The following is a 16,096-nucleotide window of genomic DNA, read 5'->3' on the forward strand; positions in this document are numbered from 1 at the left end:
GGAATGCGGTACGGGAAGCCATCCCCGGCGCGATAGGGTCGCAGGACTACCTTTTTCGAGGTTTTCGGGTTCCGACGGGTTGCGGGGAGCGGTGCAAGTGTCCGGTGGAGAGGTGGCCGGGATCCTGGTGGCCGTCTTCTGGGCGATCCTGGTGTCCTTCCTCGCGGTCGTTCTCGTGAGGCTGGCCCAGACGCTGAAGGCGACGACCAAGCTGGTCGCGGACGTCACCGACCAGGCCGTCCCGCTGCTCGCGGACGCCTCCACCGCGGTGCGCTCCGCCCAGACCCAGCTGGACCGGGTCGACGCCATCGCATCGGACGTCCAGGAGGTCACCTCCAACGCGTCCGCGCTCTCCACCACCGTCGCCTCCACCTTCGGCGGCCCGCTGGTGAAGGTGGCGGCCTTCGGTTACGGGGTGCGCCGGGCGATCGGCCGCAAGGGCGCCGCCCCGGCCGATGTGCCCGCTCGGGAGAGCCGACGTAACGTGATCGTCGGGCGGACCGTGCCGTCCGCGCGGCGGTCGAAGCGAAAGGGCTGACGCTGCGATGTTCCGCCGTACGTTCTGGTTCACCGCGGGCGCGGCCGCCGGAGTCTGGGCCACCACCAAGGTGAACCGGAAGCTGAAACAGCTCACCCCGGAGAGCCTGGCCGCGCGCACCGCCGACAAGGCGGTCGAAGCCGGCCACCGGCTCAAGGACTTCGCCCTCGACATCAAGTCCGGCATGGCGCAGCGCGAGGCCGAGCTCAACGACGTCCTGGGCATCGGCGAGAGCGAGCCGCCGCGCGAACTTCCCGCGCAGCGCCGCCTCGTCGCCATCGAGACCACACAACAGCAGTACCCCAAGCATTCGTACAACCGGAATGAGGACCACTGATGGAGTCGGCCGAGATTCGCCGCCGCTGGCTGAGCTTCTTCGAGGAGCGCGGGCACACCGTCGTCCCTTCGGCGTCGCTCATCGCGGACGACCCGACTCTGCTGCTCGTCAACGCGGGCATGGTCCCCTTCAAGCCGTACTTCCTCGGTGAGACCAAGCCGCCCGCGCCGCGCGCCACCAGCGTGCAGAAGTGCGTGCGTACGCCGGACATCGAAGAGGTCGGCAAGACCACCCGGCACGGCACGTTCTTCCAGATGTGCGGCAACTTCTCCTTCGGGGACTACTTCAAGGAAGGCGCCATCAAGTACGCCTGGGAGCTGCTCACCAGCTCCGTGGCGGACGGTGGCTACGGCCTGGAGCCCGAGAAGCTCTGGATCACGGTCTACCTCGACGACGACGAGGCCGAGCGCATCTGGCACGAGGTCGTCGGTGTGCCGAAGGAGCGCATCCAGCGCCTGGGCAAGAAGGACAACTTCTGGTCCATGGGCGTGCCCGGACCGTGCGGCCCCTGCTCCGAGATCAACTACGACCGCGGCCCCGAATTCGGCGTCGAGGGCGGCCCGGCCGTCAACGACGAGCGGTACGTGGAGATCTGGAACCTGGTCTTCATGCAGTACGAGCGCGGCGCCGGGGAGAACAAGGAGGACTTCCCGATCCTCGGCGACCTGCCCTCCAAGAACATCGACACCGGCCTCGGTCTCGAACGCCTCGCGATGATCCTGCAGGGCGTGCAGAACATGTACGAGACCGACACCCTGCGCGTCGTCATGGACAAGGCCACCGAGCTGACGGGCGTGCGCTACGGCGACAAGCACGAGTCCGACGTCTCGATGCGTGTCGTCGCCGACCACATCCGTACGTCCGTGATGCTCATCGGCGACGGTGTGACCCCGGGCAACGAGGGCCGCGGCTATGTGCTGCGCCGCATCATGCGCCGCGCCATCCGCAACATGCGCCTCATGGGCGCCACCGGCCCGGTCGTCCAGGACCTGATCGACGTCGTCATCAAGACGATGGGCCAGCAGTACCCGGAGCTCGTCACCGACCGCAAGCGCATCGAGACGGTCGCCCTCGCCGAGGAGGCCGCCTTCCTCAAGGCGCTGCGCGGCGGCACCAACATCCTGGACACCGCCATCACCGAGACCAAGGCCACCGGTGGCACGGTCCTGGCCGGCGACAAGGCGTTCCTGCTCCACGACACCTGGGGCTTCCCGATCGACCTCACCCTGGAGATGGCCGCCGAACAGGGCCTGGCCGTGGACGAGGACGGCTTCCGCCGCCTGATGAAGCAGCAGCGCGACCAGGCCAAGGCCGACGCCCGCGCCAAGAAGACCGGCCACGCCGACCTGTCCGCCTACCGCGAGGTGGCCGACGCCTCCGGCGAGACCGACTTCACCGGCTACAGCTCCACCGAGAACGAGTCGACCATCGTCGGCCTGCTCGTCGACGGCGTGCCCTCGCCCGCCGCCACCGAGGGCGACGAGGTCGAGGTCGTCCTCGACCGCACCCCCTTCTACGCCGAGGGCGGCGGTCAGCTCGCCGACCAGGGCCGGATCAAGCTCGACACCGGCGCGGTCATCGAGATCCGCGATGTGCAGAAGCCGGTGCCCGGCGTCCACGTGCACAAGGGTGTCGTCCAGGTCGGCGAGGTGACGGTCGGCGCGTCCGCGTACGCCGCCATCGACACCAAGCGCCGCCGCGCGATCGCCCGCGCCCACTCCGCTACGCACCTCACCCACCAGGCGCTGCGCGACGCGCTCGGCCCGACGGCCGCCCAGGCCGGCTCCGAGAACTCGCCGGGCCGCTTCCGCTTCGACTTCGGTTCGCCGAACGCCGTTCCCGGCACGGTCCTCACCGACGTCGAGCAGAAGATCAACGACGTGCTCTCGCGCGAACTCGACGTGCAGGCCGAGGTCATGTCGATCGACGAGGCCAAGAAGCAGGGCGCCATCGCCGAGTTCGGCGAGAAGTACGGCGAGCGGGTCCGCGTCGTCACCATCGGCGACTTCTCCAAGGAGCTGTGCGGCGGCACCCACGTCCACAACACCGCCCAGCTGGGCCTGGTGAAGCTGCTCGGCGAGTCGTCCATCGGCTCGGGCGTGCGCCGCATCGAGGCGCTGGTCGGCGTGGACGCGTACAACTTCCTGGCCCGTGAGCACACGGTCGTCGCCCAGCTCCAGGAGCTGGTCAAGGGCCGTCCCGAGGAGCTGCCGGAGAAGATCTCCTCCATGCTCGGCAAGCTGAAGGACGCCGAGAAGGAGATCGAGAAGTTCCGCGCGGAGAAGGTGCTGCAGGCCGCCGCCGGTCTCGTCGACTCCGCCAAGGACGTGCGCGGCACCGCGCTGGTCACCGGTCAGGTGCCGGACGGCACGTCCGCCGACGACCTGCGCAAGCTGGTCCTGGACGTGCGCGGCCGCATCCCGGGTGACCGCCCTGCCGTCGTCGCGCTGTTCACCACGGCCAACGGCCGCCCGGTGACCGTCATCGCCACCAACGAGGCGGCCCGCGAGCGCGGTCTCAAGGCCGGCGAGCTGGTCCGCACCGCCGCCAAGACCCTCGGCGGCGGCGGGGGCGGCAAGCCGGACGTCGCCCAGGGCGGCGGCCAGAACCCGGACGCGATCGGCGACGCGATCGATGCCGTCGAGCGCCAGGTAGCTGAGACCGCCTGATGCGACGAGGACGCCGACTGGCGATCGATGTCGGAGACGCCCGGATCGGGGTCGCCTCGTGCGACCCCGACGGGGTGCTCGCCACGCCGGTGGAGACCGTGCCGGGACGCGATGTCCCGGCCGCCCACCGGCGGTTGCGGCAGCTCGTCGAGGAGTACGAGCCGATCGAGGTGGTCGTCGGACTGCCCCGCTCCCTCAACGGGGGCGAGGGCCCGGCGGCGGCCAAAGTCCGTGTGTTCACCCAGGAGTTGGCGCGCCGCATCGCCCCGGTCGGGGTGCGGCTCGTCGACGAACGGATGACGACGGTCACCGCGAGCCAGGGGCTGCGCGCCTCCGGCGTGAAGTCCAAGAAGGGGCGTTCCGTCATCGATCAGGCAGCCGCCGTGATCATCCTTCAGAACGCGCTTGAAGCCGAACGGGTGTCGGGCAACCCTCCCGGCGAAGGCGTCGAAGTGGTTATCTGATCGCGATACGGTAACGTTCCGGCCGATGCGGAGGCATTCGAACAGTCGCCGCACAGTAAAAGAGGCGGACCGTCCGGATGCCTCGCGGCTCTAGGGGACCGATGACTGAGTATGGCCGGGGCGCAGGCTCCGAACCGTGGCACCCAGAGGATCCCCTCTACGGGGACCAGGGGTGGGGAGCGCAGCAGGCTGCCTCCGGTCAGGCTCCGTACGGCCCCGAGCAGCAGCCGCAGCAGCAGTACCAGCAGCAACCTCAGCAGCAGTACTACCCGCAGCAGCCGCAGGGCCCGTACGCGCCGCAGCCGCAGTACGCCGAGCAGCAGCTCCAGCAGGGCTACGTCGAACAGCCCCAGCAGGGCTACCCGCAGCAGCAGTACGCGGCACAGCCCTCCCAGCCCCAGCATTTCAACGGGGGCGGGGGCGGGGGCGGGGGCTGGGACACCACGGGCCAGCAGGCCGCCATGCCGTACGCGGGCCAGCAGCCCGATCCGTACAACAACGGCTACGCCGGCGAGGGCAACGACCTCTACGGCACCCCCGAGGCGTATCCGCCGCCGCAGCCGCCCGGCCAGCGCCAGGCACCCACCGTGCCCGAGGTGCCGGAGCAGGGCGGTGAGTGGGACGCCGAGCCGCAGGAGGAGAACCACCCGTTCTTCACCGGGGCCGACGATGGCGAACGCGAAGACGACGAGCCGCGCGAGTCCCGCCGCGGCAAGGGAGGCGGCGGTGGCCGCGACCGGCGCGGCAAGACCAAGAAGAAGGGCAAGAGCGGGCGCGCCTGCCTCGTCCTCGCGGTGATCTTCGCCGTCGGCGTCGGTGGCGTCGGCTATGTGGGCTACGACTTCTACCAGAAGAAATTCGGGGCGGCCCCCGACTACGCAGGTGAGGGCACCAGCGAGACCGTCACCGTCGAGATCCCGACGGGCGCGGGCGGCTCCGAGATCGGCCAGCTCCTCAAGCAGGCCGGTGTCGTCAAGAGCATCGACGCCTTCGTCCAGGCCCAGAACGACGATCCCAAGGGCAAGACGATCCAGGCCGGCGCCTACACGTTGAAGAAGGGCATGTCCGCGGCCAACGCGGTCAAGCTCATGCTCAATCCGAGCAGCCGCAACTCCCTCATCATTCCCGAAGGCAAACGCAACTCCTGGGTCTACGGGGAGATCGACACCCGGCTCGGCCTGCCCGCGGGCACGACCAAGGACATCGCGGTCAAGAACGCCGGCAGCATGGGCCTGCCCGACTGGGCCAAGGGCCACAAGAACGTCAAGGACCCGCTGGAAGGATTCCTCTACCCGGCGAGCTACCCGGTCGCCAAGGGCATGAAGCCCGAGGACGTCCTGAAGAAGATGGTCAACCGGGCCAGCTCCGAGTACGGCAAGCAGGACCTGGCCGCCGAGGCCAAGAAGCTCAACCTGGACGGCCCCTGGCAGCTCATCACCGTGGCCAGCCTCGTGCAGGCGGAGGGCAAGACGCACGACGACTTCCGCAAGATGGCCGAGGTCGTCTACAACCGCCTCAAGCCCGACAACACCCAGACCAACCAGAAGCTCCAGTTCGACTCGGCGTACAACTACCTCACGGGCAAGAGCAACATCAAGATCGGTCTCGGCGAGATCAACAGCAACCCGGACCCGTACAACACCTACAAGTGGAAGGGCCTGACCCCCGGGCCGATCGGCAACCCCGGCACCGACGCGCTGGCCGCCGCGCTGGACCCGACGAAGGACGGCTGGATGTACTTCGTCGCCACGGACGGCATGCACAAGACCGAATTCGCCAAGACGCTGGCCGAGTTCAACAAGCTGAAGGAAGAGTTCAATGCCCAGTCCGGCCAGTGAGGGCGCGCGGCGGGCGGCCGTGCTCGGGTCGCCCATCGCACACTCGCTCTCCCCGGTCCTGCACCGGGCCGCGTACGCCGAACTCGGCCTCGGCCACTGGTCCTACGACCGGTTCGAGGTCGACGAGGCGGGCCTTTCCGGCTTCTTCGCGGGGCTCGACACGTCCTGGGCGGGCCTGTCCCTCACGATGCCGCTGAAGCGGGCGGTCATCCCGCTGCTCGACGCGGTGAGCGCGACGGCGGCCTCGGTCGAGGCGGTCAACACCGTCGTCTTCACGGACGACGGCCGCCGCCTCGGCGACAACACCGACATCCCCGGCATCATCGCGGCACTGGGCGAGCGCGGAGTGACCCGGGTCGAGTCCGCCGCCGTCCTCGGCGCGGGCGCGACCGCTTCCTCGGCCCTCGCCGCGCTCGCCCGGATCTGCACGGGGCCGGTCACGGCGTACGTACGCTCCGAGGCCCGGGCCGCCGAGATGCGCGGCTGGGGCGAACGGCTCGGCGTCGACGTCCGCACCGCCGACTGGTCGCGGGCGGCGGACGCCTTCGAGGCGCCGCTCGTCATCGCCACCACCCCGGCCGGCACCACCGACGCCCTGGCCGCGGCCGTCCCCGAGCGGCCCGGCACCCTCTTCGACGTGCTGTACGAGCCCTGGCCGACCGCGCTCGCGGCCGCCTGGTCGGGGCGCGGGGGAGCGGTCGTCGGCGGGCTCGACCTCCTCGTGCACCAGGCGGTGCTCCAGGTCGAGCAGATGACGGGCTGCGACACGGCCCCCCTGGAAGCCATGCGCAAGGCCGGCGAGGCGGCGCTGGCCCAACGCTGAGCCTTCCTTGTGCTTGAGCCTCCCTTGTAAGGAGTGCCCTGCCTACAGGGGCGCGGGGGAACTGCGTGACCAGCCCGGATCCGGCCCGCACTCGGCCACGTCACCGTCCGCTTGCTGGACCGGGGCCCGGCCCACCATCCGGGACGTGGGAGGATCAGTGGTGGCGGGCCAGGGCCGCGCACCCCGGCCGCGCCGCTGTAGTGACCACGACGCGCGAGCAACGAGGAGCACCGTTGAGCAGGTTGCGCTGGCTGACCGCTGGGGAGTCCCACGGACCCGCACTTGTCGCGACGCTGGAGGGTCTTCCCGCCGGCGTGCCGATCACCACCGAGCTGGTGGCGGACCACCTGGCCCGGCGGAGGCTCGGCTATGGGCGCGGCGCCCGCATGAAGTTCGAGCGTGACGAGGTGACCTTCCTCGGCGGTGTGCGGCACGGCCTGTCGATGGGCTCGCCGATCGCGATCATGGTGGGGAACACCGAGTGGCCCAAGTGGGAGCAGGTCATGTCGGCTGATCCCGTGGCCCCGGAGATCCTCGCCGAGCTGGCCCGCAATGCCCCGCTGACCCGCCCGAGGCCCGGCCACGCCGACCTCGCAGGCATGCAGAAGTACGGCTTCGACGAGGCCCGGCCGATCCTGGAGCGCGCCAGCGCCCGGGAGACCGCGGCCCGCGTGGCCCTCGGCGCGGTGGCCCGCTCCTACCTGAAGGAGACGGCCGGCATCGAGATCGTCAGCCACGTGGTGGAGCTGGCCGCGGCCAAGGCCCCGTACGGCGTCTACCCGACCCCCGCCGATGTCGAGAGGCTGGACGCCGACCCGGTGCGCTGCCTGGACGCGGACGCCTCCAAGGCGATGGTCGCCGAGATCGACCAGGCCCACAAGGACGGCGACACCCTCGGCGGGGTCGTCGAGGTGCTCGCCTACGGAGTGCCGGTGGGCCTGGGCTCGCACGTGCACTGGGACCGCCGTCTGGACGCCCGGCTCGCCGCCGCCCTCATGGGCATCCAGGCGATCAAGGGCGTCGAGGTCGGCGACGGCTTCGAGCTGGCCCGGGTGCCCGGCTCCAAGGCGCACGACGAGATCGTGAACACCGCCGAGGGCGTCAGGCGCACCTCCGGCCGCTCCGGCGGTACCGAGGGCGGTCTGACCACCGGTGAACTGCTGCGGGTGCGGGCCGCGATGAAGCCCATCGCCACCGTGCCGCGTGCGCTCGCCACCATTGATGTCGCCACCGGTGAGGCCGCCAAGGCCCATCACCAGCGCTCCGACGTGTGCGCCGTGCCGGCCGCGGGCATCGTCGCCGAGGCCATGGTCGCGCTCGTCCTCGCGGACGCCGTCGCCGAGAAGTTCGGCGGCGACAGCGTGCCGGAGACCCGCCGCAACGTCGAGTCCTACCTCGACCACCTGCAGATCCGGTGAGCAGCGGACCGCTGGTCGTCCTGGTCGGGCCGATGGGCTCGGGCAAATCCACCGTGGGCGCGCTGCTCGCCGAGCGGCTCGGCGCGCCCTACCGGGACACCGACGCCGACATCGTGGCCGCCGAGGGCCGCGCGATCTCCGACATCTTCATCGAGGACGGCGAGCCGCACTTCCGCGCCCTGGAGCGGGAGTCGGTACGCGTCGCGCTCGCCGAGCACACGGGCGTCCTCGCCCTCGGCGGCGGCGCGATCCTGGATGAGGGCACCCGCGCGCTGCTCGCGCCGCACCCCGTCGTCTATCTCTCGATGGACGTCGAGGAGGCGGTCAAGCGCGTCGGCCTGAACACCGCCCGCCCGCTGCTCGCGGTCAACCCGCGGCGGCAGTGGCGCGAGTTGATGGACGCGCGGCGCCATCTCTACACCGAAGTCGCCCGTGCGGTCGTCGCGACCGACGACCGCACCCCCGAAGAGGTCGCCCAGGCGGTCCTCGACGCACTGGAGTTGAAGGACGCATGACGGAGCAGGCACCCACCCGGATCCAGGTCGGCGGCACTGCCGGGACGGATCCATACGAAGTGCTCGTCGGCCGCAACCTGCTGGGCGAACTGGCCGGACTCATCGGCGACCGGGCCGAGCGGGTCGCGATCATCCACCCCGAGGCCCTGGCCGGGACCGGTGACGCGATCCGCGAGGACCTTGCCGCCGAGGGCTACGAGGCCGTCGCCATCCAGGTGCCGAACGCCGAGGAGGCCAAGACCGCCGAGGTCGCCGCCTACTGCTGGAAGGCGCTCGGCCAGTCCGGCTTCACCCGCACCGACGTCGTCATCGGCGTGGGCGGCGGCGCCACCACCGACCTGGCCGGCTTCGTCGCCGCGACCTGGCTGCGCGGGGTGCGCTGGATCTCGGTGCCGACCACCGTGCTCGGCATGGTGGACGCGGCCGTCGGCGGCAAGACCGGCATCAACACCGCCGAGGGCAAGAACCTGGTCGGCTCGTTCCACCCGCCCGTCGGCGTCCTGTGTGACCTGGCCGCGCTCGACTCGCTGCCGGTCAACGACTACGTGTCGGGCATGGCCGAGGTCATCAAGACCGGCTTCATCGCCGACCCGGTCATCCTCGACCTCATCGAGTCCGACCCGGCCGGCGCCCGCACCCCCGAGGGCCCGCACACCGCCGAGCTCATCGAGCGCTCCATCCGGGTCAAGGCCGAAGTGGTCTCCAACGACCTGAAGGAATCGGGCCTGCGCGAGATCCTCAACTACGGCCACACCCTGGCCCACGCCATCGAGAAGAACGAGCGCTACAAGTGGCGGCACGGCGCGGCCGTCTCCGTCGGCATGGTCTTCGCGGCAGAACTCGGCCGTCTGGCGGGCCGGTTGGACGACGCGACCGCCGACCGGCACAGCGCGATCCTGGAGTCCGTCGGCCTGCCGCTCACCTACCGCGGCGACCAGTGGCCCAAGCTCTTGGAGAACATGAAGCTGGACAAGAAGTCCCGCGGCAACCTGCTGCGCTTCATCGTCCTGGACGGCCTCGCCAAGCCGACCGTCCTGGAGGGCCCCGACCCGTCGGTGCTGCTCGCCGCCTACGGCGAGGTCTCCGCATGACCCGGCGAGTGTTCGTCCTCAACGGCCCCAACCTGGGCCGCCTCGGCTCGCGCGAGCCCGACGTGTACGGCGCCACCACCTACGCCGGCCTCGTCGAGGTCTGCGAGGCGCTCGGCAAGGAGCTCGGCTTCGAGGTCTCGGTCCGCGAGACCAACGACGAGGGCGAGCTCATCCGCTGGCTGCACGAGGCTGCGGACGGCCGGATTCCGGTCGTCATCAACCCGGGCGCCTTCACTCACTATTCGTACGGAATGCGCGACGCGGCCGCCCAGCGGACCGCGCCGCTCATCGAGGTCCACATCTCGAACCCGTACGCCCGTGAGCAATTCCGCCACACCTCGGTGATCGCACCCGTCGCCACCGGCACCGTCGCGGGCTTCGGTATCGGCTCCTACCGCCTGGCGCTGCGCGCGCTCGCCGACGAACTGGCCGACGAACTCGGCTGACGGGCACTGTTGCCGCTCCCCGGCCGTTCACACTGTGGCGGCCGGGAGAGGTACGGTTCTGCACCGGGCCGCCCCACACCGACGGGCGCCCGACCAGCGCCAGTTGCCTGTACGAGACGGAGTGGCACCGGATGCAGCACGCAGGGGGGGCTCCACTGCCGCCGCCCCACGCCCCGGGGCAGCCCCCGCACGACTGGGCCCAGCCGATCGAGCCGGAGGCGACGGCTCCGCTGCGCCCCGGCGCGCCCCCGCCCGCACCGGGCGCCCCGCCCTACAAGCCCGGGCCCCCGCCCGGCTCCGGGCCCGCGACCGCCCAGCTCCCGGCCCACCCCCAGTCGCCGCCCGCCCCGGCCCACCACCCCGGAGCCCCGCACACGGCGGGCAGCCAGCAGCCGGCCGGCCAGGGCTGGCACGGGCCCGCCCCGCAGCACGCCTCGGCGCGGCCGCCGTCCCGGGACACCACCGGGCACGTCGCACTGCCGCCCGGCGGGCCGGTACCGATACCGCAGGCGCCCGAGGGGACCGGCGCCACCACGCTCGCGGTGCTCCTCATCGGCCCCGCGGGAGCCGGCAAGACGACCGTGGCCCGGTACTGGGCGCAGCACCGCCGGGTGCCCACCGCGCACATCAGCCTCGACGACGTACGCGAATGGGTGTGCTCGGGGTTCGCCGACCCCCAGTCGGGCTGGAACGACCACTCCGAGGCCCAGTACCGCCTGGCCCGCCGCACCTGCGGCTTCGCCGCGCGCAACTTCCTGGCCAACGGCATCTCCTGCATCCTCGACGACGCGGTCTTCCCCGACCGGCCGGTCGTCGGCCTCGGCGGCTGGAAGCGGCACGTGGGCCCCGGGCTGCTCCCGGTCGTGCTCCTGCCGGGCCTCGAAGTGGTCCTGGAGCGCAACGCGGAGCGCAGCGGCAACCGCCGCCTCTCGGACGAGGAGGTCGCCGGCATCCACGGCCGCATGGCCGGCTGGTACGGCTCGGGCCTGCCGATCATCGACAACTCCCAGTACGACGTGCCCACCACGGCCCGCCTCCTGGACGACGTCCTGGCCAGAACGATCGCGAGCCCGCCGAGCTGGTAACCGGGCCCCCGGTCGGACGCGCAGAATCAGCCAACTCCCGCCCCCGCTCATACGCTCGGGGCATGTCAGAGGTGTTCGCGGTCCGCCGCGGCTGGCTGCGGGACCGCTGCGCGGCCGCAGGCAGCGCGGCCGCCCTGGTCTCCCGCCCGGCCAACGTCCGCTACCTCGCGGGCGGCGCCCCGCCCGGTGCGGTCCTGCTCGTGGGCCCGGCCGAGGACGTACTGCTGTGCCCGCGCACGCCGTCGGGCGACCTGATCGAGGGGCACCTGGACGAGCAGCTCCGGCTCACCGTGCTGCCCGCCCCCGGCGGCGACCCGGCCGTAGCGGCCGCCGACCTCGCCCAGACCAGCGGCGCCGACTCGCTGGCCGTCGAGGAGCACCACCTGTCGGTGGCCCGCCACCGCGCGCTCGGCTCGGTGGCGCCCCGGCTGCTCCTGAGCGACCTGGGCGGCGCCGTCGAGCAGCGCCGCCTGGTCAAGGACGAGGACGAGATCGCCTGTCTGCGCATCGCCGCCGAGATCACCGACCAGGCCCTGGGCGAGCTCCTGGAGTCGATCCTGGTGGGCCGCACCGAGCGCCACCTCGCGCTCGAACTGGAGCGGCGTCTGGTCGACCACGGCGCGGACGGGCCCGCCTTCATGACCTCGGTCGGCACCGGCCCCAACTCCGGCCGGGCCGGCCACCGCCCGGCCGACCGCCGGGTCGAGGAGGGCGACTTCCTCTCGGTCTGCCTGGGTGCCACCTACCGCGGCTACCGCTGCGAGATCGGCCGTACCTTCGTGATCGGCACCACCCCGGCCGACTGGCAGATCGAGCTGTACGACGCCGTTTTCGCAGCCCAGCGGGCCGGCCGGGAGGCCCTCGTACCGGGCGCCGAGTACCGCGCGGTGGACCGCGCAGCCCGCCAGGTGCTGGACTCCGCGGGCCACGCCGAGGCCTTCGGGCCGCTCACCGGACACGGCGTCGGGATCGAAATCGACGAGGAGCCGCAGCTCGCACCTGGAGCCATGGGTAAACTGGAGACTTGCGTGCCGGTCACCGTCGAACCGGGGGTCCACCTCCCGGGCCGGGGCGGCGTCCGGATCGATGACACGCTCGTCGTACGCCCCGAGGCGGACGGCGGCCCCGAGCTACTCACCATCACGACCAAGGAGCTGCTAGCGCTCTAGCACGCGTACGTGCCCCGTGTACGTACCCTCGGTCGTCCACCAGCTTTCAGTCCAGGAGATTCCGCAACCGTGGCTTCCACGAACGACCTCAAGAACGGCCTGGTGCTCAAGCTCGACGGAGGCCAGCTCTGGTCCGTCGTCGAGTTCCAGCACGTCAAGCCCGGCAAGGGCCCGGCCTTCGTGCGCACCAAGCTCAAGAACGTGCTCTCCGGCAAGGTGGTCGACAAGACCTTCAACGCCGGTGTGAAGGTCGAGACGGCCACCATCGACCGCCGCGACATGCAGTTCTCGTACATGGACGGCGAGTACTTCGTCTTCATGGACATGGACACGTACGACCAGCTGATGGTCGACCGCAAGGCTGTCGGCGACGCCGCCAACTTCCTGATCGAGGGCTTCACCGCCTCGGTCGCGCAGCACGAGGGCGAGGTGCTCTACGTCGAGCTCCCCGCCGCCGTCGAGCTGGTCATCCAGCACACCGACCCGGGCGTCCAGGGCGACCGCTCCACCGGCGGCACCAAGCCGGCCACCCTGGAGACCGGTTACGAGATCGGCGTCCCGCTCTTCATCACCACCGGTGAGAAGATCAAGGTCGACACCCGCACCGGCGACTACCTCGGCCGGGTGAACAGCTAACCGTGGCTGCCCGGAACAAGGCCCGCAAGCGCGCCTTCCAGATCCTCTTCGAGGCAGACCAGCGCGGTGAGTCCGTGCAGACGGTCCTCGCGGACTGGGTGCGGCACTCGCGGTCCGACGACCGTCAGCCGCCGGTCGCCGAGTACACGATGCAGCTCGTCGAGGGATACGCGGGTCACGTGGACCGCATCGACGACCTGATCTCCACGTACGCGGTGGGCTGGACGCTCGACCGGATGCCGGTCGTCGACCGGAACATCCTGCGGCTCGGCGCGTACGAGCTCGTCTGGGAGGACGAGACGCCCGACGCGGTCGTCATCGACGAGGCCGTCCAGCTGGCGAAGGAGTTCTCCACGGACGACTCGCCGGCCTTCGTGAACGGGCTGCTCGCCCGTTTCAAGGACCTCAAGCCGAGCCTGCGCCGCGACTAGCCTCCGGCGGGGACGAGGCCCACGAAGGGCCCGCAGCACCACGTGTGCTGCGGGCCCTTCGGCGTGTTCGCGCGACCGCGTACGCAAACGCCGTCGGGCCCGGTGGGAGCGGAGTGCTCCCACCGGGCCCGACGGCACGTTTCTGCTGAAGGGGCGTCAGCCCTCTTCGTGGGCGACCGCGCGGCGCGCGTCGGCGTCCAGGACGCCCCAGCTGATCAGCTGCTCGGTCAGCACCGAGGGCGACTGGTCGTAGATCACGGCGAGGGTGCGCAGGTCGTCCTGGCGGATCGAGAGGACCTTGCCGTTGTAGTCGCCGCGCTGCGACTGGATGGTCGCCGCGTAACGCTGCAGCGGGCCCGCCTTCTCCGGCGGGACGTGCGCGAGGCGCTCAAGGTCGAGAACCAGCTTCGGCGGCGGCTCGGCGGCCCCGCCCGGCGTGGTGCCCGGCAGCAGCTCCTGCACCGGAACGCCGTAGAAGTCCGCCAGCTCGGCAAGGCGCTGTACGGTCACGGCACGGTCGCCGCGCTCGTACGAGCCGACCACGACGGCCTTCCAGCGGCCCTGGGACTTCTCCTCCACACCGTGGAGGGAGAGGCCCTGCTGGGTGCGGATGGCGCGGAGCTTGGCCCCGAGCTGTTTTGCGTATTCGCTGGACATATAGCTCCCCGGACGCTGTGACAACGTGCGGCTCCGCCGCGCGGCTGTAACTCACTGTGAGGTTACGCAGCGTTACTTGGCCGCGTCAAGCCGAATGGTCCACACCCTCGCCCCGGAGGAGTGACAGGCTCCGCGTGGGCCGGGCCCTACAGGTCACGGCGATTCGTCGGGCGCACTCACCCGTTCGGGTGATGACCCGGTGTCGGGCGCCTTCCGCCCCCTGGTACCGTTGGTGACGCAATTCCGACGTCCTTTAAGGTCCGTCCCGTGAGGCGGAGAAGGAGGTCCGTTTCATATGGACACGCAGCACCCGCAGAACCAGCAGGATCCGGCGCACCCCGATGCGGCGCGGCCCGTTCTCGAAGGCCCCGACATCGCCCGCGTCCTGACCCGTATCGCCCACGAGATCGTCGAACGCGCCAAGGGCGCCGACGACGTCGTACTCCTCGGCATTCCGACCCGCGGCGTCTTCCTCGCCGAGCGGCTCGCCGTGAAGCTGGAGGAGATCACCGGGCGCAAGACCCCGGTCGGCTCCCTCGACATCACCATGTACCGCGACGACCTGCGGATGAAGCCCGCCCGTGCGCTCGGCCGCACCGAGATCCCCGGCGACGGCATCGACGGCCGCCTGGTCGTCCTCGTCGACGACGTGCTCTTCTCCGGCCGCACCATCCGCGCCGCCCTCGACGCGCTCGGCGACATCGGCCGCCCCCGCGCCGTCCAGCTCGCGGTCCTCGTCGACCGAGGCCACCGCGAACTCCCGATCCGCGCCGACTACGTCGGCAAGAACCTCCCCACGTCGCTGAGGGAGACGGTCAAGGTCCAGCTCGCCGAGGAGGACGGCCGCGACGCCGTGCTGCTCGGTGTCAAGCAGACCGCCCCGGCCGGCGAGCAGTAGGCCCCACCCGACCTCCGTACGGCCCACCCGGACCCGTACGGCCTGCTTCTGCGCGCCCGCATGCCCAAACCTCCACCACACCTGGAGAACCCCCAGATGATGCGTCACCTCATCTCGGCCGCCGACCTCACCCGCGACGACGCCGTCCTCGTCCTCGACACCGCCGAGGAGATGGCCCGCGTCTCCGACCGGCCGATAAAGAAGCTCCCCGCGCTGCGCGGCCGGACGATCTGCAACCTCTTCTTCGAGGACTCCACCCGCACCCGGATCTCCTTCGAGGCGGCCGAGAAGCGCCTGTCGGCCGATGTCATCAACTTCGCCGCCAAGGGCTCCTCGGTCTCCAAGGGCGAGTCCCTGAAGGACACCGCGCAGACCCTGGAGGCGATGGGCGTCGACGCCGTCGTCATCCGGCACAGCGCGTCCGGCGCCCCCTATCGCCTGGCCACCTCCGGCTGGATCGACGCGCCGGTGATCAACGCAGGCGACGGCACCCACCAGCACCCCACCCAGGCGCTGCTCGACGCGTTCACCATGCGCCGCCGCCTGGTCGGCAAGGACGCGCTCGGCCAGGACCTGGCCGGCAAGCGCATCACCCTCGTCGGCGACGTGCTGCACAGCCGGGTGGCCCGCTCCAACGTCGACCTGCTGCACACGCTGGGCGCCGAGGTCACCCTGGTGGCCCCGCCGACGCTGCTCCCGGTCGGCGTCGAGCACTGGACCTGCGACGTGTCGTACGACCTGGACGCCGTGCTGCCGAAGTCCGACGCGGTGATGATGCTGCGTGTGCAGCGCGAACGCATGAACGCCGCCTTCTTCCCGACCGAGCGCGAGTACTCGCGGCGCTACGGGCTCGACGGCGACCGGATGGCCAAGATGCCGGAGCACGGCATCGTCATGCACCCCGGCCCGATGGTCCGCGGCATGGAGATCACCGCCGAGGTCGCCGACTCCGACCGCTGCACGGTCGTCGAGCAGGTCGCCAACGGCGTCCACACCCGCATGGCGGTCCTGTACCTGCTGCTCGGCGGCAATGAGCCCGCCGTCAGCCACGCCCGTCCCACCGATTCGGAGAACAAGTAAC

General features: G+C 71.0%; 17 protein-coding genes. 16 read left to right on the plus strand and 1 reads right to left on the minus strand.

Annotated features, from left to right (window positions below; translation table 11 throughout):
• Positions 1 to 97: 97 nt before the first annotated feature.
• The 14 genes from ACSHXC_RS31845 to nusB all read left to right on the plus strand — a co-directional run bounded on the left by ACSHXC_RS31845 (position 98) and on the right by nusB (position 13,460).
• The gene (locus ACSHXC_RS31845) at positions 98 to 538 is read left to right on the plus strand and encodes a DUF948 domain-containing protein (protein ID WP_053723652.1); all 441 of its coding nucleotides are present in this window, start codon (positions 98 to 100) and stop codon (positions 536 to 538) included.
• A 7-nt stretch (positions 539 to 545) separates the two neighbouring features.
• Positions 546 to 875, plus strand: coding sequence for a DUF6167 family protein (locus tag ACSHXC_RS31850; protein ID WP_344376093.1), 330 nt, complete (start codon positions 546 to 548; stop codon positions 873 to 875).
• Entirely contained in the window at positions 875 to 3,544 is a 2,670-nt protein-coding gene (gene alaS / locus ACSHXC_RS31855; protein ID WP_438294837.1) for an alanine--tRNA ligase, read from the plus strand. Before ACSHXC_RS31850 ends, alaS begins: the two co-directional genes overlap by 1 nt.
• Complete coding sequence (gene ruvX, locus ACSHXC_RS31860; protein WP_438294838.1) at positions 3,544 to 4,008, plus strand: Holliday junction resolvase RuvX; 465 nt, start codon at positions 3,544 to 3,546, stop codon at positions 4,006 to 4,008. Before alaS ends, ruvX begins: the two co-directional genes overlap by 1 nt.
• 101 nt (positions 4,009 to 4,109) lie before the next feature.
• Complete coding sequence (mltG, locus tag ACSHXC_RS31865) at positions 4,110 to 5,846, plus strand: endolytic transglycosylase MltG (protein WP_438294839.1); 1,737 nt, start codon at positions 4,110 to 4,112, stop codon at positions 5,844 to 5,846.
• Positions 5,827 to 6,669, plus strand: coding sequence for a shikimate dehydrogenase (locus ACSHXC_RS31870; RefSeq protein WP_438294840.1), 843 nt, complete (start codon positions 5,827 to 5,829; stop codon positions 6,667 to 6,669). Before mltG ends, ACSHXC_RS31870 begins: the two co-directional genes overlap by 20 nt.
• Positions 6,670 to 6,902: 233 nt before the next feature.
• Complete coding sequence (aroC, locus tag ACSHXC_RS31875) at positions 6,903 to 8,087, plus strand: chorismate synthase (RefSeq protein WP_438294841.1); 1,185 nt, start codon at positions 6,903 to 6,905, stop codon at positions 8,085 to 8,087.
• Positions 8,084 to 8,602 (plus strand): shikimate kinase, encoded by a 519-nt coding sequence (locus ACSHXC_RS31880; RefSeq protein WP_438294842.1) that lies wholly within the window; start codon positions 8,084 to 8,086, stop codon positions 8,600 to 8,602. The genes aroC and ACSHXC_RS31880 overlap by 4 nt, the downstream gene beginning before the upstream one ends.
• On the plus strand, positions 8,599 to 9,693 hold the full coding sequence (gene aroB, locus ACSHXC_RS31885) for a 3-dehydroquinate synthase (protein WP_438294843.1): 1,095 nt from the start codon (positions 8,599 to 8,601) through the stop codon (positions 9,691 to 9,693). The genes ACSHXC_RS31880 and aroB overlap by 4 nt, the downstream gene beginning before the upstream one ends.
• Complete coding sequence (aroQ, locus tag ACSHXC_RS31890; protein ID WP_406509455.1) at positions 9,690 to 10,139, plus strand: type II 3-dehydroquinate dehydratase; 450 nt, start codon at positions 9,690 to 9,692, stop codon at positions 10,137 to 10,139. Before aroB ends, aroQ begins: the two co-directional genes overlap by 4 nt.
• Positions 10,140 to 10,270: 131 nt before the next feature.
• Complete coding sequence (locus tag ACSHXC_RS31895) at positions 10,271 to 11,224, plus strand: Pro-rich N-terminal domain-containing protein (protein WP_438294844.1); 954 nt, start codon at positions 10,271 to 10,273, stop codon at positions 11,222 to 11,224.
• 62 nt (positions 11,225 to 11,286) lie between these two features.
• On the plus strand, positions 11,287 to 12,393 hold the full coding sequence (locus ACSHXC_RS31900; protein WP_438294845.1) for a M24 family metallopeptidase: 1,107 nt from the start codon (positions 11,287 to 11,289) through the stop codon (positions 12,391 to 12,393).
• 69 nt (positions 12,394 to 12,462) lie between these two features.
• The gene (gene efp / locus ACSHXC_RS31905) at positions 12,463 to 13,029 is read left to right on the plus strand and encodes an elongation factor P (RefSeq protein WP_053724515.1); all 567 of its coding nucleotides are present in this window, start codon (positions 12,463 to 12,465) and stop codon (positions 13,027 to 13,029) included.
• 2 nt (positions 13,030 to 13,031) lie between these two features.
• Positions 13,032 to 13,460 (plus strand): transcription antitermination factor NusB, encoded by a 429-nt coding sequence (gene nusB / locus ACSHXC_RS31910; RefSeq protein ID WP_189962228.1) that lies wholly within the window; start codon positions 13,032 to 13,034, stop codon positions 13,458 to 13,460.
• 156 nt (positions 13,461 to 13,616) lie between these two features.
• On the opposite strand, the gene bldD is transcribed toward nusB, so the two are convergent.
• A complete protein-coding gene (bldD, locus tag ACSHXC_RS31915) occupies positions 13,617 to 14,117 on the minus strand; it encodes a transcriptional regulator BldD (protein ID WP_014044812.1) in 501 nt (166 codons plus the stop codon).
• 295 nt (positions 14,118 to 14,412) lie between these two features.
• Here bldD and pyrR point away from each other — a divergent pair, with 295 nt between their 5' ends.
• Both pyrR and ACSHXC_RS31925 read left to right on the plus strand, forming a co-directional pair.
• On the plus strand, positions 14,413 to 15,015 hold the full coding sequence (pyrR, locus tag ACSHXC_RS31920) for a bifunctional pyr operon transcriptional regulator/uracil phosphoribosyltransferase PyrR (protein ID WP_189962229.1): 603 nt from the start codon (positions 14,413 to 14,415) through the stop codon (positions 15,013 to 15,015).
• A gap of 96 nt (positions 15,016 to 15,111) precedes the next feature.
• A complete protein-coding gene (locus ACSHXC_RS31925; RefSeq protein ID WP_189962230.1) occupies positions 15,112 to 16,095 on the plus strand; it encodes an aspartate carbamoyltransferase catalytic subunit in 984 nt (327 codons plus the stop codon).
• Position 16,096: the final 1 nt, after the last annotated feature.

Source organism: Streptomyces sp. HUAS TT7 (genome assembly GCF_051550175.1).
Lineage (GTDB): Bacteria > Actinomycetota > Actinomycetes > Streptomycetales > Streptomycetaceae > Streptomyces.

Excerpts from the sequence above, each read along its gene's own strand:
- aroQ (WP_406509455.1), top strand. The coding sequence starts at position 9,690 with ATGACCCGGCGAGTGTTCGTCCTCAACGGCCCCAACCTGGGCCGCCTC.
- mltG (WP_438294839.1), top strand. The coding sequence starts at position 4,110 with ATGACTGAGTATGGCCGGGGCGCAGGCTCCGAACCGTGGCACCCAGAG.
- ACSHXC_RS31900 (WP_438294845.1), top strand. The coding sequence starts at position 11,287 with ATGTCAGAGGTGTTCGCGGTCCGCCGCGGCTGGCTGCGGGACCGCTGC.
- pyrR (WP_189962229.1), top strand. The coding sequence starts at position 14,413 with ATGGACACGCAGCACCCGCAGAACCAGCAGGATCCGGCGCACCCCGAT.
- ruvX (WP_438294838.1), top strand. The coding sequence starts at position 3,544 with ATGCGACGAGGACGCCGACTGGCGATCGATGTCGGAGACGCCCGGATC.
- bldD (WP_014044812.1), bottom strand. The coding sequence starts at position 14,117 with ATGTCCAGCGAATACGCAAAACAGCTCGGGGCCAAGCTCCGCGCCATC.
- ACSHXC_RS31925 (WP_189962230.1), top strand. The coding sequence starts at position 15,112 with ATGATGCGTCACCTCATCTCGGCCGCCGACCTCACCCGCGACGACGCC.
- ACSHXC_RS31850 (WP_344376093.1), top strand. The coding sequence starts at position 546 with ATGTTCCGCCGTACGTTCTGGTTCACCGCGGGCGCGGCCGCCGGAGTC.
- ACSHXC_RS31895 (WP_438294844.1), top strand. The coding sequence starts at position 10,271 with ATGCAGCACGCAGGGGGGGCTCCACTGCCGCCGCCCCACGCCCCGGGG.
- alaS (WP_438294837.1), top strand. The coding sequence starts at position 875 with ATGGAGTCGGCCGAGATTCGCCGCCGCTGGCTGAGCTTCTTCGAGGAG.
- ACSHXC_RS31870 (WP_438294840.1), top strand. The coding sequence starts at position 5,827 with ATGCCCAGTCCGGCCAGTGAGGGCGCGCGGCGGGCGGCCGTGCTCGGG.
- aroB (WP_438294843.1), top strand. The coding sequence starts at position 8,599 with ATGACGGAGCAGGCACCCACCCGGATCCAGGTCGGCGGCACTGCCGGG.